The 19,576-nt window shown below is 51.1% G+C and carries 16 protein-coding genes; 11 read left to right on the forward strand and 5 right to left on the reverse strand.

The genetic code is table 11. From position 1 onward, the window contains the following. Positions 1-31: 31 nt before the first annotated feature. The 4 genes from N5C09_RS04825 to budA all read right to left on the reverse strand — a co-directional run bounded on the left by N5C09_RS04825 (position 32) and on the right by budA (position 3,902). Positions 32-505 carry a cold shock domain-containing protein gene (locus tag N5C09_RS04825; protein ID WP_045260739.1) on the reverse strand — a complete coding sequence of 158 codons (474 nt, stop codon included), beginning with the start codon at positions 503-505 and terminating at the stop codon, positions 32-34. Positions 506-638: 133 nt separating this feature from the next. After that, the gene (locus N5C09_RS04830; RefSeq protein ID WP_045631532.1) at positions 639-1,409 is read right to left on the reverse strand and encodes a (S)-acetoin forming diacetyl reductase; all 771 of its coding nucleotides are present in this window, start codon (positions 1,407-1,409) and stop codon (positions 639-641) included. 20 nt (positions 1,410-1,429) lie between these two features. Then, positions 1,430-3,109, reverse strand: coding sequence for an acetolactate synthase AlsS (gene alsS / locus N5C09_RS04835; protein WP_279748561.1), 1,680 nt, complete (start codon positions 3,107-3,109; stop codon positions 1,430-1,432). A 13-nt stretch (positions 3,110-3,122) separates the two neighbouring features. Beyond that, positions 3,123-3,902: an acetolactate decarboxylase gene (gene budA / locus N5C09_RS04840; protein WP_028012263.1), complete on the reverse strand. Its 780-nt coding sequence runs from the start codon at positions 3,900-3,902 to the stop codon at positions 3,123-3,125. 105 nt (positions 3,903-4,007) lie between these two features. Here budA and N5C09_RS04845 point away from each other — a divergent pair, with 105 nt between their 5' ends. Together N5C09_RS04845 and N5C09_RS04850 are read left to right on the forward strand one after the other, a co-directional pair. After that, positions 4,008-4,889 carry a LysR family transcriptional regulator gene (locus N5C09_RS04845; RefSeq protein ID WP_107534868.1) on the forward strand — a complete coding sequence of 294 codons (882 nt, stop codon included), beginning with the start codon at positions 4,008-4,010 and terminating at the stop codon, positions 4,887-4,889. A gap of 289 nt (positions 4,890-5,178) precedes the next feature. Continuing rightward, positions 5,179-5,634, forward strand: a complete 456-nt coding sequence (locus N5C09_RS04850; protein ID WP_279748562.1) for a hypothetical protein — start codon at positions 5,179-5,181, stop codon at positions 5,632-5,634. A gap of 148 nt (positions 5,635-5,782) precedes the next feature. Here N5C09_RS04850 and N5C09_RS04855 read toward each other — a convergent pair whose 3' ends face one another. Then, on the reverse strand, positions 5,783-6,250 hold the full coding sequence (locus N5C09_RS04855; RefSeq protein WP_107534866.1) for a DUF3237 domain-containing protein: 468 nt from the start codon (positions 6,248-6,250) through the stop codon (positions 5,783-5,785). A gap of 1,310 nt (positions 6,251-7,560) precedes the next feature. Between N5C09_RS04855 and N5C09_RS04860 the strand changes: the two genes are divergently transcribed. The 9 genes from N5C09_RS04860 (at position 7,561) to N5C09_RS04900 (ending at position 19,421) form a co-directional block, all read left to right on the forward strand. Beyond that, positions 7,561-7,980: a hypothetical protein gene (locus N5C09_RS04860; RefSeq protein WP_107534865.1), complete on the forward strand. Its 420-nt coding sequence runs from the start codon at positions 7,561-7,563 to the stop codon at positions 7,978-7,980. Further along, entirely contained in the window at positions 7,977-8,567 is a 591-nt protein-coding gene (locus N5C09_RS04865) for a hypothetical protein (protein WP_279748564.1), read from the forward strand. Before N5C09_RS04860 ends, N5C09_RS04865 begins: the two co-directional genes overlap by 4 nt. Before the next feature lie 155 nt (positions 8,568-8,722). Continuing rightward, complete coding sequence (locus tag N5C09_RS04870; RefSeq protein WP_279748565.1) at positions 8,723-9,265, forward strand: fimbrial protein; 543 nt, start codon at positions 8,723-8,725, stop codon at positions 9,263-9,265. Positions 9,266-9,326: 61 nt separating this feature from the next. Continuing rightward, positions 9,327-10,004 (forward strand): molecular chaperone, encoded by a 678-nt coding sequence (locus N5C09_RS04875; RefSeq protein WP_279748566.1) that lies wholly within the window; start codon positions 9,327-9,329, stop codon positions 10,002-10,004. A 172-nt stretch (positions 10,005-10,176) separates the two neighbouring features. Next, the gene (locus tag N5C09_RS04880; protein WP_279748567.1) at positions 10,177-12,540 is read left to right on the forward strand and encodes a fimbrial biogenesis outer membrane usher protein; all 2,364 of its coding nucleotides are present in this window, start codon (positions 10,177-10,179) and stop codon (positions 12,538-12,540) included. Positions 12,541-12,675: 135 nt separating this feature from the next. Next, a complete protein-coding gene (locus N5C09_RS04885) occupies positions 12,676-13,650 on the forward strand; it encodes a fimbrial protein (protein WP_279748568.1) in 975 nt (324 codons plus the stop codon). A gap of 201 nt (positions 13,651-13,851) precedes the next feature. Next, the gene (locus N5C09_RS04890) at positions 13,852-18,177 is read left to right on the forward strand and encodes an inverse autotransporter beta domain-containing protein (protein WP_279748569.1); all 4,326 of its coding nucleotides are present in this window, start codon (positions 13,852-13,854) and stop codon (positions 18,175-18,177) included. Positions 18,178-18,363: 186 nt separating this feature from the next. After that, positions 18,364-18,726, forward strand: a complete 363-nt coding sequence (locus tag N5C09_RS04895; protein WP_107534860.1) for a hypothetical protein — start codon at positions 18,364-18,366, stop codon at positions 18,724-18,726. Positions 18,727-18,911: 185 nt separating this feature from the next. Continuing rightward, the gene (locus N5C09_RS04900) at positions 18,912-19,421 is read left to right on the forward strand and encodes a phenolic acid decarboxylase (protein ID WP_193032728.1); all 510 of its coding nucleotides are present in this window, start codon (positions 18,912-18,914) and stop codon (positions 19,419-19,421) included. The last annotated feature ends 155 nt before the right edge of the window (positions 19,422-19,576 follow it).

The following is a 19,576-nucleotide window of genomic DNA, read 5'->3' on the forward strand; positions in this document are numbered from 1 at the left end:
GGGTAACGTGGAACCGCCACCCGGCATAAGATTACTTCAGCAGTTTTACCGTGGCGTCGATGTCGATTTCATCTTCGGTAAAGATCATCGTCGTGTTCTGGAAGGTGGTGATCGCCAGCTTCTTCACCGTACGCATTTCGCCCGGCTTCTTGTCGGATTTTGGTTTGATGCTGTTCATCAGCAGCCCCACCGAGAGCACTGCATTCTCTTTGTCGATTTTGGTCTCAACGGGCTCTTCCTCGCTGAATACCACGAAGGACTTGATCGAGGTGAGCTTCACGCGCTCGCCCGCGATATAGAGATGCTTGCTCTCCGGGATCACCTTCACCGCATACGCGGAAAGACCTTTGGTGTTGGTGGTTGGCTCGAAGGTCACCGCCGCATCTTTTTTAATCAGATCAGGGTTGGCGACCTTAATCACATGAAAATAGCGGTTGTCGCCGTTTTCATCTTTGATAAATCCAAAGCCTTTATCTTTAAACCACGTTGTGATTGTACCGTTCATCGCTGTTACCGCCTGTCAGATCTCAAGACTAAAGTTTTGCAGCGCGCAGTGTAATCCACAATGGCTGAGGAGACAAAAAAAAGCCCCTGCACGGGAGCAGGGGAAAGTTCATGTCAGAGCTTATCGTTATTTTTTAGTTAAACACCATCCCGCCGTCTATCAGCAGGGACTGGCCGGTCATGTAGTCGGAGTCTGGCCCCGCAAGGTAAGAGACGCACGCGGCCACGTCTTCCGGCTCGGACAAACGGCCAAGCGTGATGCGTTTGGCAAAGGTTTCTGTCCCGTAGCCGAGTGGTTTACCCGCCGCCTCGGAGACCTGACGGTCAATTTCCGCCCACATCGGCGTTTTAACGATGCCCGGGCAGTAGGCGTTAACGGTGATCCCCAGCGGGGCGAGATCCCGCGCGGCCGTCTGGGTCAGGCCGCGTACCGCGAACTTGCTTGAACTGTATACCGCCAGCTCCGGGTTACCGGTATGCCCCGCCTGGGAGCAGGCGTTGATGATTTTGCCGCCGTGCCCCTCTTTGCGAAACGCGTCAATCGCGGCCTGAATGCCCCAGATCACCCCTTTCACGTTGATGTTGTAGACCTTGTCGACAATCTCCGGGGTGATGGATTCGATGGGGGTAGACGGCGCAACCCCGGCGTTATTGACGATGACGTTGAAGCCGCCCAGCTCGGTACGGGCTTTCTCCACGGCCGCAAACACCTGCTCGCGGTCAGAGACGTCGACCTTCACGGCGACGGCCTTCCCGCCGCTGCGGGTGATTTCATCGGCTACCGCTTTCGCCGTCTCTTCGTTGTAATCGGCGATAGCGACGGCAAAACCATCCTTCACCAGACGAAGCGCGATCGCTTTGCCAATCCCCTGGCCGGAGCCGGTTACGAGAGCCACTTTTTGCATTTCTCTGTCCTTATGTTGATTCACAAAATCTGGCTGAGATGGAGCTGGCCCATCAGCAGCGGGTTATCGCTGTAGTCGACGGGAATGGCCACCACGGCCGGGCCATCGACATCCATTGCCGCACGCAGCGTCGGTTCGAGCGCGTCGGCACTCTCGACGGCAAAACCTTTTGCGCCGAACGCGTCGGCATAGGCTTTGAAGTCGACCGGGCCGAACTCCACGCCGGAGAGACGCTGGTATTTTTTCTCTTCCTGGATCGCCACCATGTTGTAGGCGTTATCCACCCAGATGATGTGCAGCACGTTGGCGTTGAGGCGCACGGCGGTTTCCAGCTCCATGCTCGACTGCAAAAAGCCGCCGTCCCCGGAGACCGACACGACCTTGCGCCCCGGGTTGACCAGCCACGCGCCAATCGCCCACGGCAGCGCCACGCCCATGGTCTGCTGACCGTTGGAGATCATCACCTGACGCGCGCGGAAGCTGTAGAGGTAGCGGGCGATCCAGATGTGGAAGCTGCCCATATCGACGGTGAGCGTCACGTCGCTGTTCACGATGTCCTGCATGGCGCGCACGATGCGCAGCGGATGCAGGGCAAACTGGTTAAGCGATGCGCCGCGGCGGTCGAGGAGGTCCCGCTGATGCTGGCGATCGACCAGAATTTCCGAGGCGCGCTGGCTCAGTTCAAGCTTGTGCTCAATGCGGCTGGCGAGCAGGTTCAGCGTGGCGGCGATATCCCCTACCAGCTCCAGATCGGGAACATACCTGCGCTCCTCATAGGCGGGCAGCACGTCAATGTGCACGAGGGTGGCATCGCCGCTGTTCCACATAGCTGGCTCGTACTCCACCGGGCTGTAGCCGATGCAGATAATCAGATCCGCCAGATGCAGCAGCCGGTCGCCCGCCTGGTTGTTAAACAGGCCGACGCGTCCGGCAAAGCGGGTGAAGTGCTCCTGATTCACCGCCCCGGCGGCCTGGTAGGTGCTGGTGACCGGAATACGGCTTTTCTCCAGCAGCTTGCGCAGCGCGGCGCTGTTCGCGGGCTGGCTGGCCATCAGGCCGAGTAAGATGACCGGGTTTTTGGCCTTTTCAATAAGCTTCGCCACATCGTTAATGGCGGATTCCGGTGCCGGCCCCATCAGCGCGGGACCGCTCGCGGGCAGGATCGCCCCCGTGGTGGGCTGGTCGACAATATCCTGCGGCAGGCTGACAAACGCCCCGCCCGGCCTGCCGTGCTCGGCGGCGCGAAACGCGTTGGACACCACCTCGGCAATCGCGTCCGGGGAGTTCACTTCTACGGCGTATTTCGTCACCGGGCTGAACATCGCGACGGTGTCCATGCTCTGATGCACCAGCTTGGCTTTATCCGCCCGCTTCACCGCCCCGCCCAGCGCTACCACCGGGTCGCCTTCGCTGTTGGCGGTGGCGATGCCGGTGATCAGGTTCGAACAGCCCGGTCCGGAGGTGACCAGCGCCACCCCGGCTTTACCGGTCAACCGCCCCACTGCCGCCGCCATAAACGCCGCGTTGGCCTCGTGGCGTACGGGAATGATCTCAATGGAGGAGTCCAGCAGGGAGTCAAAAACCTTGTCGATTTTCGCCCCCGGTATCCCGAACACCTGCTTCACGCCCTGCGCTTCCAGCTGGCCGACAACCATATCGGCGCCGTGCGCCCACTGACGTGACTGTTTCTCACTGTTCACGGTAGTTCTCCTGTTAGTTTTCGACGGCGCGGATAGCCGCATCAAGGTTGCTGGGGTGCAGGTTGGCCTGTAAAAACGCGCTGTCGGCAGGCAGGTCAATCATCAGCTTGTGAATTTCACCGAAGGTGAGTACGCCGCTTTCCAGCTGGTAGTCGAGCAGATGGCCGCCGCCCTGTCGGTCGTCGGTGATGAAGTGTTCGTGATAGCCCGCCACGTTTATCCCCTGCATATGCTGCGGGGTACGGAACCCCACCAGCACGCCCTCGCGCTGGTTAAAGCGGAATACCGGCTGGTCGTCCAGCACGTCGGTCATCGCCCGGTACGGCGGCGTCTGGCGCGGAACGGTGCGGGTGTGGGCATGGCGGAAGTTGCCATCGATGCGCAGCGCGCAGAACAGGTTATCGGAGGGGATCTGCTGGTCGATCACGTCGTGGATCTGCTGACGGCTGACCGGCCCGTCAAAGGTTTTGCGGTACTGGGGCTGGAACCAGGTCATCACCGCGAACGGCGTTTTCTGCTCCGGCTTCGCGGCGCGGGCGCTGCCGTCGGCGCGCAGCTGGTACACCTGGCTGCTGAAGGCAATCATTTCGCCGTCCAGCTCGTTAAAGGTGCCGAGGCCAAAATCGCCATGCGCCAGCAGGTCGGCGATGGTGGTCTCTCCTTCGTACACGCCGCTTAGCAGGGCGCTCATTAGCGATGTCTGATAGATCACGCTGTCAGGATGTTGAGCCGAGAACCCGCGCAGGGTCTCGCATAAACTCGCCTCACAGTCGCATGCAGATGAATGCATCATCATGCTCGTCCTCTTCAACTTTATTTATAAAGGTTAAATAAATGTTGACCCGATTCAGCAGAGAGTTCCAATATAGAATCCATGCTGGTTTGAGACGTTTTTGATATGGAACTTCGTTATCTGCGCTATTTTGTCGCGGTAGCACGCGAGCGACACTTCACCAGGGCGGCCAACGCGCTGGGTATTTCACAGCCTCCTCTGAGCCAGCAGATCAAACGGCTTGAGGAGGAAGTGGGCACGCCGCTGTTCAGGCGCCTGACGCGGGGCGTGGAGCTGACCGAAGCGGGAGAAGCCTTCTATGAGGACGCCTGTAAGATCCTGGCGCTGAGCGACGCCGCGCTGGAGAAAGCCCGGGGCATCGCGCGCGGGCTGAACGGCAGCCTGTCGATTGGCATCACCAGCTCCGACGCTTTCCATCCCAAAATCTTCGCCCTGATCCGCCAGTTTCAGGTGCAGAACATGGCGGTGCAGGTTCATCAGGTGGAAGCCAACATGTCGTCGCTGACCACGATGCTGGCGGAGGGTGAGCTGGATATCGCCTTTGTGCGCCTGCCGTGCGAAAGCAGCAAGGTGTTCGAATTAAAAATCCTCGACCGGGAGCCCATGGTGGTGGCGCTGCATCGCGATCATCCCCTGGCGACGTGTGGCGATCTGGCGCTGGAGGAACTTCGGGATACGCCGGTGGTGCTGTTCCCGCAGGAGGTCGCGCCGGGGCTGTACGACCGCGTTTACGGCAGCTGCGAGCGGGCCGGAATCGATATGCAGCACATGCTGCAATCTTCACAACTTTCTTCTTCCCTGAGCATGGTCTCCGCCGGCGGCGGGTTCGCGCTGGTGCCGAAATCCATGGCCGCTATTTCGCCGCCGAATGTCACCTACCATGCGCTGCGCTCACCGGAGCTTTATACCGATATCGCGCTCTGCTGGCGGCGCTTTGAACGTTCGCGGACGGTGAAGCGGTTTCTGGCGATGATGAGCGAGGGGTAGCTACGGTGCGGCTGTGCCCGGCGGCGCTGCGCTTGCGCGGGCCTACGGTTCGTGTCGCGGGTTGGTTGGCTTGTTTGCGGTTTTGTAGGCCGGGTAAGGCGTAGCCGCCACCCGGCAATGCCTTTCTGGAAGCCGCCTCGCAAACCTGCAAGCAACCTTATGTAATTCAGGGTTATCCCCTTTCCTTCCTTTTTTCACCGCCGTAAAGTGCCTGCGTTGCGGCACATCCGTAACCGGGCGTAGGAACCCGTTAGCATGACATAACATGTTTGGACCAAGAGGATGCTAAATGGCGACTACCCCTGAATTTTCCTACGCGCTTTCTGAGGAAAGTGCTGTTCATCAGCTCATCAACCACCCAATTTCCGACTCTGCGGATCTCTTCGAACTGGCCGATGCCTGCGCCACTTACGTAAGCGTACTGGTGGAAACTGACGACACAGTGACATTCGCCACGCTTTGCGAGCGACTGCTGGCTACACTGAAGCGGCTGCGCGAATGCTGTGACTCGGCACTTCCGCCGTATCTGGTTGAACGGCTCATTGCGGGGGAAAAGATCGCCTCCTGCGTGCCGGAATGTTGGCAAGAAACGGCGCTACAGGTGGATTATGCCGTGGCGTTAACGCTGGCGGTGATGGGCGGGACGTTGCATGCGAGCGTGGCGAAAGAACTCACCGGGCTGTTGCATGATATGGTCTGGCTGCTGGCGGAGTTTGTGAAAGAGCCTTATATAACGGCGCACTGAGGCGGGTGATGGGAGAACGTAATACTACTGGGTAATATGTAAACTCCCGGGCGGGCAGGTTTATCCCACGGAGAGCCTGTCAATTCTTAGTCCCATCACTGCTATAAAGGTTACGGTGGGGAGCAGTCAAAAATATACGAGACGGAAATCAGCTCACACGATAAAAATCTAGCTTTACACCATCAGATGTACGGCTTGCAGAACAGATAAAAATTGATGTCCTCAGCCATTCAAGTTCAGGCGAATCGACCTCAAAAACAGGCACCGTTTTAAAATAAATGTCAGAGGGTAAAATGTGATTGAAAAAACTCATGTCTTCGGTAAAAAGCAAATGTGTAAACTCTGCTGGCACTTTGCGTATACCGTTATTTTCAATATAAATTGTCCCTTCTGAGACCTTTAAAGCATACCTTGCAGAAAGTCGGCAGACTCCATTAGGCTCTATGATCTGACTATCAACACCACCAGGCAGAACCTCACCCGTTAGTCCCCCGGAAACTTTTCCACTCAAAATAGGTATTAACTGACGCTTTCCTGTCACAGGAGAGTTAGAAACAACGATCGGCCGATCGACAACAATATCAACACTGAAAGAAAATTCGAGTTTTGGCTCCATGAGATCCTCCTAAGACTTCACTCTATAGCAATAGCCACACACAAAATAGCGCAAAATGTGAATTGATTTCATCACATATTTAAATCATTAAGGTTGTTGAAAAAAAAACTACAGTCACAACACCCCACAGGGAAACCGTGTTAAACCTTTTTCAAAAATCCAGGGCGGACAAGGTTATTACGATCCGGCCTATGCTTTAAAGCGCGGTTATGCTCAGAAAATCATAAGACCGTCTGGGTTCAGGTCAGCAACATGGCGAAAAGCATGCGAGAATTCCGCTTAGCTGAAGCAGCAGCGTGCAGCGCATAATGACGGGTGAAATGGCGAAAAATGCACTGTTACCCTTGTTAAATTGGGCAACCACCCTGTTCTCACCTATACAGAACTAAGCTCCCCCAATTATTTTGATGTTAGTAAAAGAAACTTTGTTGAATGCAATGAACTGTTTTGTGTAAAGCAGCGCACGGATAACCTTTTACAAAGGGCGGGTATACAACGGGAGCCCATACGTAATCCAAAGCGATTAACTAATCACTTATTCACCCTACGCGCGCGCATTCAATCATCATTCAATTAAAGATGATTATTAAAATATTATTAATACCCTGGCGTAATGATATCAGTCCGTGAAATGTTTACACTGTTGACTATATAGTTGCCTACGCCAGACAGCTGTGGCACAGGTATGGTCATTTTTCCTTTATATATGTTCAGTCCTGGATGTTGATCCAGGAGATTTTTAGAGGGTTACCGATATGGGGAAATAATGACCTCGCTCACATGCAGGTAACCTGCTGATTTGAATAGATTATTTTTCTATCCATGTTGCAAAATATTGTTCGGGGTTACCATTTGTTAATTTAGATTCATTTATGTTGCCAGAGTTTTAAGCGGATTTTACGCGCTGTTTTGACTATTCCTAAATCCACCTGGTTAGGATATGGCTTAACGCCTTTAATCGATAATCACAACACATTGAAAATTAAGATAATTTTTGGTTGGATTTTATATAAATCCATAAAGAAACTTTAATTAGATAAATGTTCTGACGTTTAAATATTGTTAAAAAACAGAGAATAAAAGCAACATTTTATTATCATATAGATTTATATCTCCCAGGACTTAACATCTAAAGTCATAAATGTTTTGAATATTATTATTTTGGTATTTTATTTTGATAAACCTGTCTCATTGCCACCTTTTTTTTAATGAAATACTATTTTTCTCGTACCTGGTGAACAACAATTCATTGTAAAGATATGAAAAAAAGTGTCATGGATATGAGATGGATAGACCTCTAAGGAGTGGCCGTGCCCTTTTTCTCAGACGTTATTCTATATGGATATAATATTTTTCAAAATCTGGAGTACAGGCTTTCTACCAGAACGTTAATCAACATCAAAAATGGGCGTATCAAAAGGTTTGGAGCCACTAAAGCCAGACTTTTCGAATATTTGCTGTCTGAAATGGACACGGGTGTTGTGTATGATGAAGATATTATCATTCATGTATTTTATGATAATGGATTACGCTGTTCAAAATCATATTTACTGTCGATGGTAAAGAAGATTCAGCTTGCATTTAACAGCGTTGGCTTTGAAAGGTATCCATTCTCAAGGCTGGACGGTAAAGCATATAAAATAGAACAGGATGCTCTGGAACGTGTATATGTTGTCAAAAAACAATCATTTATTAAAAATGAGATTAGCTCGAAAGGACAGAAGCAGTGACAGCTGTACTTGTTTTTACCAGAAATTTTGCAATGCGTCAGGCGATAATATCATTATCTCCTGAAAATAGACAGATTTTCTTCTTTGATAATCGTCTGGCATTTTTAGTTTGCGCGACGGTTTTTGACAAACCCTATATTATCATCGATACGGTTCATGAAACGGGAGACAATATTCGCTGGCTCCACTCGCGCCTGGCTGCGAGGGGATTATCCAGGCAGACCCATTTTATTGTACCAGAAAACATTGCCGCAAATAGCTTCCTTAAAGCATTTGGGCTAATAACGACAATCAAAGAACTAAAGAAGATTTGCAGCCGTGCAGCAAAATTCACCCTGGTAGAATCATCCTGTAGTTTAGTTAATGTATTGCATCATAGATTGAAAGATACTTTATCAGAAGATTATTTTGATTTTCTGGTAAACATTTACGACCCAACAAATGAAATTTATTTGCGTAAAAACAGGTCTGACACCAATAGATTACAGTATGTAAAGAGCCGTCTTTTTTTAGGTAGCAGCCTGGAGTTAAAACAACTCATTTTAATGCTGTCTTCTGAAGGGGTTTCCAGAAGGGCTTTTATGTAAAATATAAGTAGCAACCTTATCTATTAATGTGTTTTTTGGTCAGAAGTATTCCTTTTGATCTTCTTGAATATTTTTATAAGGCGGTATTAAACCGTCAGTCCTGCTATGGATAACGTCCGCAGCAGATATTTGTTCAATCATAAGGATATATAGCTATGCAAAATAAAATGCCCCGTCTTGTTCGCAAAGTGCTGGCAGCAGCTGTCGTCACCGGTATTTCCTTTGCGGCTCATGCTGCCGATGGGAAGATTAATTTTACCGGAACTATTCTGGATTCGGCGTGCACGGTTAACACAGGTACTGCTACCCAGACTGTTGACCTCGGACAAATTCCCAAGAGCTCATTCAGCGCAAAAGGCGATGTAGCGGCAGCAACTCGCTTTACTATCGTGCTTGATAATTGCCCGACGGCGGTTAAAACCGCATCAGTTAAATTTGATGGCACAGCTGATGCTAATGATACCAGCATACTTGCGCTTAGCTCAGGTCAGACGGCCAAAGGAGTAGGCGTCGCGCTGTATGAAAAAGATGGCGTTACGCCCATCCCTCTCGCCACGCTGTCTAAAAGCCTGACGCTTGATACCACGGCTTCAAACAGTAATCAGATGGCATTTGTTGCCAAATACAAGGCAACCGAAGCTACGGTTACAGCCGGTACGGCTAATGCCTCATCAGATTTTACTATCACCTACCAGTAAGACGTTCGGGCGTGCCCGCTGCACGCCCGCCTGTTTCCCGATGGGATCATGGAGTTGTAATATGAGCCGTCTCCTTCACGCTATTCTTTTACTCACTGCTTGCTTATTCACCCTTTCAGTCAATGCTGGCATTACTGTTGGCGGCACACGGCTGATTTACAATGGTGAAGAAAACGAAGCGTCAATATCGGTGATTAATAGTAAGAACTCAATTCCTTATCTCATTCAGTCATGGATTGAACTGGAAGAAAATTCACCTGCTAAAGTGCCTTTTATTGTCACACCACCGCTGTTTCGTCTGGACGGAGAGCATGAAAATACCCTTCGTATTATTTACACCGGGGAACAGATGCTGCCGCAAGATCGTGAATCCCTCTTTTGGCTTAACGTAAAGTCGATTCCATCTATGGAAAAATCGGATCACAACCAACTGCTTATTGCCGTTAAGACGCGCATTAAGCTTTTCTATCGGCCGGCAAAATTAGCAACCGACAGGGTAAATGACGCCTGGAAAAACCTGCACTATGAGCGTAGCGGAGATCGGATTGTTATCTCTAATCCAACCCCCTATTACGTGTCGTTGTTTTCTTTAAAAGTGGGCAGTCAGGCTATTGAACACCCGCCGATGATAGCACCGTTCGGTACGGCACATATCACCGCTGCGGGACGGGATGTTACCTGGAAAGCGATAAATGATTTCGGCGGCGTTACTGAAGAAGCGCGTCAGAGATTGCCGTAATTAAGAAATAGATTCAGCCATGTCATCCCAGCAGGAAAGCAAAGTGAAGACTGACTTTAATTGCCGAAAATTAATTAAACCGGAAATGAAAGCTTTTAAAGTTATCCGGCTGTCTGCTATTGCCCTGTTAATTTCCGGTCTGTTTCCTGCAAAGGCAGGTGAATTATATTTTATGTCTGACGCGCTGGAAAAGACGCACACATCGGCAAAAAACATTGATCTAAGCCGTTTTGAACATGGAGAGCAGTTGCCCGGTACCTACAGGGTAGAAATCTGGCTTAACAATGAATATGTTCGGACGGAGAATATTTCTTTTGTAGCCCTGAATGGTGTGGGGCTGGCGCCTGAGCTAAATCGCGGCATGCTTGAGATGCTTGGTGTACGGACCCAGCTTTTTCCGAAGCTGGCGGCACTGCCGGAAGGAACGATTATCACCAACCCTGGCGCCTTTATACCTGATGCCAGCGCTCGCCTGAATTTTGACAAGCAAAGGCTGGATATATCCATTCCTCAGTCAGCGCTTAACATTCGTGCACGCGGCACGGTTGACCCTTCCCGTTGGGATCAGGGGATCCCGGCGCTGCTGCTCAACTACAGTGCCAATGGCTCGCGCAATTGGGTAAATCAGGGAAAGACGCAGGATCAGCTTTATCTGAACCTACAGAGCGGTCTGAATCTGGGGCCCTGGCGGCTACGTAATTACAGTACCGCCACTAAAAGTAATAAAGAGCATGATTTTTCGTCCGTCAGTACGACGCTGAGCCGCGATATACAATTTTTGAAAGGACAGCTACAGCTTGGCGAAACAAGCACGCCGGGAGATATTTTCGACAGCATTATGTTTCGGGGCATACAGATTTATTCAGACGACACCATGCTGCCCGAGAGCATGCGCGGTTTTGCGCCAACGATCCGTGGCATTGCCCGCAGCAATGCGATGGTCACCGTTAAGCAAAACGGCTACACGATTTATCAAACCTATGTCGCGCCGGGCAGCTTCGAGATACGCGATCTTTATCCTACTTCAACCAGCGGCGATCTTGAGGTTACGGTTGCCGAAGCCGACGGCAGCGAGCAGCGATTTATCCAGCCTTTTTCAGCAGTACCCGTCATGCTGCGTGAGGGGCGGTTAAAATACTCGCTGAGCGGCGGTGAATACCGTACCACCAAAGATAATGCACAGAAGCCCTCATTTGGTCAGGGTACCCTGGCCTGGGGCGTGTCAAACACGCTTACTCTTTATGGCGGCATGCTGGGCGCAGATAACTATCTTGCCGGCGTACTGGGTGCGGGCTTAAGTTTTGGTGAGATCGGGTCGCTTTCTGCGGATGTTACCCTGGCCGACAGCAAGCTTAAACAGGACGAAGTCAGGCGAAGCCGTGGACAATCCTATCGGGTGCAGTATTCGAAAACGGTGACGACCACTGATACCACGGTAACGCTGGCCAGCTACCGATATTCCACCGAGGGGTTTTATACTTTTCAGGAGGTAAACGACTACGCCAGCCAGCGCTACAACAAACGAAGCCGACTACAGCTTAATCTTAATCAGTCCTTGATGAGCTGGGGGAGCTTTTATATTAGCGCCTACCAGCAAGACTACTGGCGACGGGAAGGGTATGAACGCAGCATCAGTACGGGCATTAACACCAGCATCAACGAGATCGGCTATTCGCTGAGCTACACCTACAGCGAAACCCCTGGCGTGTCGCAAAAGGATCAGATCCTCGCCTTCAGCTTGCAGGTGCCGCTCAGTAAATGGTTGCCGAAAAGCTGGGCCAGCTACAGCGTGAACGCCCAAAAAAAGGGCGGCGAAACGCATCAGGTGGGGCTGAGCGGTACAGCGCTTGCTGATAACAATTTCAGTTATTCGCTTCAACAGGGGTATACCTCATCGGGGAGCCAGTCCAGAAGTTCGGTCAGCGGCACCTATAAAGGCGGCTACGGCACCGTCAGCGCAGGTTATAACTACAGCCGGGATAACAGCCAGCTTAACGTTGGTGTGCAGGGCGGTATTGTCGCTCATGAAGACGGCGTAACGTTCTCGCAACCGCTCGGCGACACCGTTGCGCTGGTGAAGGCCGAGGGGGCATCAGGCCTGAAGGTGCGCAATAATCCGGGGGTGAAAACCGACTGGCGCGGCTACGCGATTGTTCCTTATACCAGCGCTTATCAGGAGAACCGTATCGCTATTGATACCCGTTCGCTCGGGCCTGATACCGATATCGCAGAATCTGTGGTTAACGTGGTACCGACCCGCGGCGCGGTTGTGCGCGCAACGTTCAATGCCAGAACGGGCTACCGCGCGTTAATTAAACTGCGCTACAAAAATGGGCCCGTACCCTTTGGATCAATGGTCAAGCTGGAGGGCCGTGACGTGATGAGCATCGTTGGTAATGATGGTGAGGTTTACCTGAGCGGTCTGAATAACGGCGATCGTATTTCAGCGACCTGGGGTCAGATAAATTGCCAGACAACGATAAAACATGAAAACCGCCCCGGAGCTATTCAACGTATAACCGCGCTATGTCAGTGATAAAAAGTCAGAGAATGAATTATTGCGAGGATAGCTAACAACTTTTATACGCGGTTTTATAGATGAATATCGCTTCAGTGATGTTGTGAAAAAGCATTTTCCGCAACATTGCCAGACATAATTAAGGAATTCGCTGTGCGCACATTTTTTAAAATTATTAGCCTCATTGCAGGCAGTTTTATGTCAGTCAATACTTACGCTTTATGTACAGCATCGGATGTCAACGTTAACTTTGATCAAAGTATTCTTATTCAGCGGGATGTACCCGTCGGAAGTGTGTTGGGTTCGGTAACGGTTAACCATCCCATCAACTGCGATGCGAAAGGTCAAACCACAGCGGAAGGGTCCTGGGCAATTCAGCTGGCGCCAACAAATATTGACAATGGTGCTTCGGTGATAGCCGGCGTACGGGCCACAAACGTTGAAGGAATTGGGTTACGCTGGAAAAACTATTCCAGTACCACCGGGGCTACGGGCACCGTTACTAACGGTTCGCTGAACCTGAGCACCTGGCAGCGAGGCATATCGCAAAAAGGGGCAACCTTCAATGATACCTTTGAGCTGGTCAAAACGGCGTCAACGCCCAGGACGGGCATAATTTCCCCACTCGTCATTGCGATTCAGTACAGCACGCCAGTAAGTAAAAACGTACAGCGACAGCCTCTGTTTAAATACCTTATATCAGGCGTCAATACCAATACCGTTTCGTGTCTGGTACAGGATAGCAATTTAAATATTGATATGGGATTTGCCGTTGCCTCTAAATTTAATGGCATTGGCAGTACCCAAAACCCAGTAAATTTCAATGTATCGCTTAATTGTGATGCACAAACATCTGTGAACGTAACGCTGGATAATGTCTCGGTACTTGCAGACGCCACCAACGGAGTATTAGGCCTTAGCAGCGCATCCACTGCCAGCGGGGTTGGCATTCAGATTTTGCATCAAGATTCACCTGTGAAATTTGGCAGCATGATCAATCACGCTATCACGACTTCCAATGGGGAAATCGTGAATATTCCATTTAAGGCTGCCTACTATCAGACGGACAAAAACATTCAACCCGGAACAATAAACGCTACGGCATCCTTCACGATGACCTATCGATGATATTTGGGTCTAAATACGTGGAAAAGACTTTTAATATAATTTAGCGCGCACGCTTATATAAATCATCAATGTCAAAAGTGCGCCTGTATAAGCAAGGGAGTAATTATCAATATGGTGGTCAGCTGCCTATCCCATTTTAAGCGAAAGCACGGGATGTATATTGTGCTTTTTATGCAGCCAGGACTGGCTGCGGGAAGTGAGATGAATACGAACGATCGCGCCATGACGGTCAGGGAGAGTGTCTATCGCGCGCTGCATGAGGAAGAAATCAGCCGTGAAGAAACCCTCTTCCGGGCAAGAGCTGGCGCAGGCGCTAAGCTGGCGCAGGTGCTGGGGCAGGACGCTTCCGCCGATCGCATCAGCGCCGTCGGCGGCAGCATGGCCTCAGGATTATTCAGCTCGGCCGTTCAGCAAAGCCTTTCTTCATTTGGCACGGCAAGAGTGAAGTTGAATTTAAGCAGCGCGCACCTTGACGGCAGTGAATTTGATTTTTTACTGCCCCTTTACGAAAACCGCAGCCATCTGTTTTTTTCCCAGACGGGGATTAGGCGGATCGACGACAGAACCATGGCAAATCTCGGCATGGGGTATCGATTCTGGCCTTCTGACTCCGCCATGTTCGGTGCCAATATGTTTTATGATTACGACGTCAGTCGCCAGCATAAGCGCCTGGGCACAGGTCTTGAGTATGCACGCGATTTCTTTCGCGTTTCTGCCAATGGCTATTACCGGCTCAGCGACTGGAAGCGCTCGCGGGATCTCACAGACTACCACGAACGCGTCGCTAATGGCTTTGATATCCGGACAGAAGCCTGGCTACCGGGTTTGCCTCAGCTTGGCGGAAAAATTACCTGGGCTCGGTATTATGGCGATCAAGTCGGTATTTTTGGCCCGGATGATCTTCAGAAAAATCCTCAGGTACTGACCTTAGGTCTGAATTACACCCCTGTCCCCCTGGCGGGAATTTCACTGCAAAAAACGGTTAACACGCGTGGCGGCGGTGACGAATTTTCCATAGGGTTGAACCTCTCCTGGCAGTTTGGTTTGCCGCTCAAAACGCAGCTTGATCCCGAGCGTGTTCGCTTTAACCGCACGCTGGCGGGCTCTCGCTATGATCTGGTGGACAGAAACAACGTTATTGTTCTGGAATACAAAAAGGATCGCCTGTTTTCCGTGGCTCCGCATCACAAGGTTTCGGGCGTTGAAAGCAGCCAGCTCGCGTTAAACCTGGACATCTCTTCGCGCTATGCCGTGGCCGGAATTGGCTGGCAGGGTCAGGATTTCTTCGCCGCAGGTGGCGATATCACCAATGTAAACGGCGCCTATGTCATCGTTCTGCCCGAATGGCAAACAACCGGCAGTAATCACTATCTGCTGGAGGGGCGTGCCATTGATGAAAAAGGCAACTTATCAGCGCCGTTCCGCGTTGAGGTGGATGTTCTGCCATTGGATGTCAAAATCTCGCTGGCAGGCGACCTCAAGGGTGAAGAGGGACAAACGCTGGCCCTCGGCCTTAATGTTCGCAGTACCGGCACCATCGGTAAAGTTGACTGGAAGGCACCGGAATTTCTTGCCGCCGGAGGCAAGTTTATCCAGACGCGTGCTCCAGAAGCGGACAATCTGAGCCTGAACTATAGCGTCGTTCTGCCTCCCTATAAGGCTGGCGGTGAAAACAGTTATCCCATTGAAGTAACGGTGAGTGACAGCGAGGGGAACGTTTCTAACACCGCTTCAGCCCGGATCGTGGTCGAACCGCGCTCTATTGTGCTCACCGTTCCGCCAGAGGTGGAGGGTAACGAAGGGGAGCGTATTGCGCTGCCGCTGACGATTGATGCCAAAACTGCCGTCACCCGACTCGACTGGGAGGCGCCCGAGTTTGTTGCCCATGGGGGTAAAGTCACCGTCGAAAAAGATAAAGTCTGGCTGGAGCTGCCTGCATGGTCGGACTCGGGCTCCAACCAGTATGCAATTACCCTTACCGCAGGTGACGACCAAAACCACCGTTCCGCGCCGGTTACCGCCACGGTTTCTGTGGCTTCAGCGGCCATTAACCTTGTTCTCGATGAAAATCTGACGGGTAACTCTGGTGAGGAGCTCATCGTTACGCCGCAGGCCAGCGCCCAGTCCAATATTGATCGCATCGAGTGGCAGGGTGAGGCATTTTTCAGCGCCGGCGGAAAAATTACGCAGGACGGCACAAATGCCTGGCGGTTCACCCTGCCCTTATGGAAAAAAGAGGGGGCCAACCGCTATTCCGTGCGCGCTGTCGCGTGGGATAAGTCTGGCCACTCATCGACACCGGTCACCCTGACAATTGTGGTTGAGCCTGGCGCGATTGTGCTCACCGTTCCGCCAGAGGTGAAGGGTAATGAGGGAGAGCGTATTGCGCTGCCGCTGACGATTGATGCAAAAACCGCCGTCACCCGGCTCGACTGGGAGGCGCCCGAGTTTGTTGCCCATGGGGGTAAAGTCACCGTCGAAAAAGATAAAGTCTGGCTGGAGCTGCCTGCATGGTCGGACTCGGGCTCCAACCAGTATGCAATTACCCTTACCGCAGGTGACGACCAAAACCACCGTTCCGCGCCGGTAACCGCCACGGTTTCAGTACTTTCAGCGGCCATTAACCTTGTTCTTGATGAAAATCTGACGGGCAAGTCAGGTGAGGAGCTTATCGTTACGCCGCAGGCCAGCGCCCAGTCCGGCATCGATCGCATCGAGTGGCAGGGTGAAGCATTTTTCAGCGCTGGTGGAAAAATTACGCAGGACGGCACAAATGCCTGGCGGTTCACGCTGCCTTTATGGAAAAAAGAGGGAACCAACCGCTATTCCGTGCGCGCTGTCGCGTGGGATAAGTCTGGCCGCTCGTCGACACCGGTCACCCTGACGTTAGAGGTGCAGCCTGTCAGCATTGCCGTTTCGGCGCCCGACACGCTGACCGGAACTGAGCAGGAAACGGTGGATACCACCATAAACGTGGTGTCAGAGGGAACCACCGTAAGTGATGTCCAGTTCAGCGCGGAGGATTTCCTTGCCGCAGGCGGTAAGATTACCGGCACACTGCCTGACTATCATTTTGTCATGCCCGCATGGCAGGCAACGGGAAGCAACCACTACAGCATCACGGTTACCGGAAAGGATCCGCACGGCAATATCAGCGAGCCGACGAAAATAGAGGTTGTCGTCAGCCAGGCGCCCTTCACCATCACCGCGGAGACGGCTGTCACGGGCTTTGAGGGCAGCACAACCGAGGTGACGCCCGAGGTTCAGAGCCTGTACGGCGTCGCAAATTACCAGATTGAGGCTTCCGCCTTCAAATCCGCCGGCGGCACCATTACGGAGAAAGAAGGGACCTTCATGCTGACCTTGCCGGGCTTTATCGTGGGCGGCGAAAACCGTTATCCCGTTACGATCCGCGCCGTTGACAGAAAAGGCACGGTATCCTCGCCGCTGGAGCTGAACGTCGTCGTCACCACCCAGCTACTTGATGCAAACGGTCAGTGCTCTGTCGTCGGTGGCGGAGAAGGCTATGCGAGCCGGATAGATAAAGACAGCGTGAATTATCAGGAGGCTACTGACTATGCCACACTAAAGGCGCTGGTCGATGCCGGCACCCCCTATATCTATATTCCCGGCGATGTTGAAATTGAATTACCGGTCCGGCAAAACGCGCTCTTCATCAAAAGCGGAACCACTATTTTTAGCGATCGTGGGGCAAACGGCAGCGAAGGAGCGCGCCTGAGTATTCCTTACATGAGCGAAGAAGAAAATAAATTCCCGATTATCATGATGGACAGCAATACGCGTATTTCGGGTATCCGATATGAAGGCCCCTATAAAGGAACCCTGACGAAAAATACCACTATTGGTATCCAGACCGTTGAAGGCAGCCATAATGTTGAGGTCGACAATATGGAGCTCTGGGGATGGCCCTGGGCTGCGGTGAGCGTAAAAAAATCAACGAATGTGCGGGTTCATCACAGCTATATTCATCAGAATATTAAAAAAGAGCTCGGGTATGGCGTGGTTGTGCAAAACGGTAATGCCACGGCAGAGGTTGCCTGTAACCTGTTCAACAGTAACCGGCATTCAATTGCCGGAAGCGGTATGGCTGGAGAAGGCTACGCGGCGCACCATAACCTGGTACTTAACGGCGGCGGAACCGGAGCTTATCATCAGTTTGATATGCACAGATATCAGTCAGCAGGCGCCGGTGCGTTTATGGAAGTAACGCAAAACTGGTTTGATTATGGGCGCTACGGTACCAGCAATCGCTCCTCAATTGGCGTGCGTGGTCAGCCTTCAAGAGGGCCTATTACCGTGACCGATAACTGGTTCAGTCAGCCCTGGAAGAATGGAACCCAGTATGCCGTCGCGGGAGAATATGGCACCTGGGTCCCTACCGTTGAATCAATACTGGCAACCAATAAATTCAGTGTTAAGTTCAACTATCTAAATAAAGGGAGCAACCAGTGCGTTATTGACTGGTTAAGTTACAGCCAGAGCATTAACTGTGCAGCGGTAAATTAACCGTGAACACGTGACATACCCATCCACACAGATGCAGATTCGTAGTGAGTATGGGTAATGCCGATAACGCGCTGAGTAAAATAATAATACAGGGAGATTCCCTGTATTATTATTGCGGCGGCTCATCACTGTCCGGTCGTAGAAATTCCCGCCCTAAAGAGCGGAGAGATTGTCAAAGGATTTTCAATGATCAAACACGTCAAAATATTTGTATTAACTTTTTTTTATTCAATTTCGTCGTATGCTTTATCCCTCGAAAATTCAGCTATCAGGTTGTTTTGCCCAATGCGCGGTCAGATCGAGGTCATCCTTCACCGCTACGAACACTCACAGGAATCATGGGGGGGAAATCAGTTTGAAACAGGAGCGGGACACTTTCGCAAGGGATCACTTCTTATCTTCCCCTTTGCTAATCTTGACCAGATGATTTTTAACCAGACCACCGGGCAATTTTCTTTCTGGTATGCAGACAGTGAAAAACTGGTACGCTGCCGCCTGATAACGCTCACAAATACTTACCCTGTCGATATACCGTATTTCCGCAATTGATGCCCCCTGTCCTAAAAAATGCCAGTCAAATTTCGCGGAGCCCAACCTAAGCTGCGTAAGTTTGAGATCATATTTTCACTCTACGGTTTACATGCTCTTACATACCTAAACGCTGTGTCCAATGAAAGCATCTATACTTTTATTTCACGTTGCGGGGCAATATCTAAGTACTCAGGAGATGGGACATGACAGACTTTAATAAAGATGATCTCTCAGGTTTCACTGGTAAACACCTTGTCTATACTTATGACAACGGCTGGAACTACGAGCTTTACATTAAAAATGAAAACACGATCGATTACCGAATTCACAGCGGTATGGTCGGTGGTCGCTGGGTCAAAGACCAGCATGTCTACATCGTTCGTGTCGGTAATGAGATCTATAAGGTATCCTGGACCGAGCCAACGGGTACTGATGTCAGTCTGATTGCCAATCTCGGAGACAAGCTTTTCCATGGAACCATATTCTTCCCTCGCTGGGTTATGAACAATCCAGAGAAAACGGTTTGTTTCCAGAACGATCATCTCGACAAAATGGAAGAGTATCGCAGCGCGGGTCCTGCCTATCCGACTGAAGTCATTGACGAGTTTGCAACCATTACATACGTCAACGACAGCGGTGTAAATAATGAATCTGTTATTAATTGCCCGCCTGACCAGTTGCCCGATAATTTTCCAGAGAATCTAAAAAAATAACTCTCGCGTATTGTTAATCTGATTTATTAAAAAGGCTGCTTCATTGCAGCCTCCATCACACTGTTTTTTTTGTGCATTAAATCAGTCTTCCAACAACCTTCCCGCAATTCGGTACGCCGAAATAACTTACCTGGTCATTCAGGAAATCCTTCTGT

The organism is Enterobacter sp. GD03975, from assembly GCF_029838645.1.
In the GTDB taxonomy this organism is placed as follows: Bacteria; Pseudomonadota; Gammaproteobacteria; order Enterobacterales; family Enterobacteriaceae; genus Enterobacter; species Enterobacter quasihormaechei.

Coding starts and splice junctions, on each gene's coding strand:
- N5C09_RS04890 (WP_279748569.1), top strand. CDS start 13,852: ATGAATACGAACGATCGCGCCATGACGGTCAGGGAGAGTGTCTATCGC.
- N5C09_RS04850 (WP_279748562.1), top strand. CDS start 5,179: ATGGCGACTACCCCTGAATTTTCCTACGCGCTTTCTGAGGAAAGTGCT.
- N5C09_RS04900 (WP_193032728.1), top strand. CDS start 18,912: ATGACAGACTTTAATAAAGATGATCTCTCAGGTTTCACTGGTAAACAC.
- N5C09_RS04845 (WP_107534868.1), top strand. CDS start 4,008: ATGGAACTTCGTTATCTGCGCTATTTTGTCGCGGTAGCACGCGAGCGA.
- N5C09_RS04870 (WP_279748565.1), top strand. CDS start 8,723: ATGCAAAATAAAATGCCCCGTCTTGTTCGCAAAGTGCTGGCAGCAGCT.
- N5C09_RS04895 (WP_107534860.1), top strand. CDS start 18,364: ATGATCAAACACGTCAAAATATTTGTATTAACTTTTTTTTATTCAATT.
- N5C09_RS04825 (WP_045260739.1), bottom strand. CDS start 505: ATGAACGGTACAATCACAACGTGGTTTAAAGATAAAGGCTTTGGATTT.
- budA (WP_028012263.1), bottom strand. CDS start 3,902: ATGATGCATTCATCTGCATGCGACTGTGAGGCGAGTTTATGCGAGACC.
- N5C09_RS04830 (WP_045631532.1), bottom strand. CDS start 1,409: ATGCAAAAAGTGGCTCTCGTAACCGGCTCCGGCCAGGGGATTGGCAAA.
- N5C09_RS04875 (WP_279748566.1), top strand. CDS start 9,327: ATGAGCCGTCTCCTTCACGCTATTCTTTTACTCACTGCTTGCTTATTC.
- N5C09_RS04880 (WP_279748567.1), top strand. CDS start 10,177: ATGTCTGACGCGCTGGAAAAGACGCACACATCGGCAAAAAACATTGAT.
- N5C09_RS04855 (WP_107534866.1), bottom strand. CDS start 6,250: ATGGAGCCAAAACTCGAATTTTCTTTCAGTGTTGATATTGTTGTCGAT.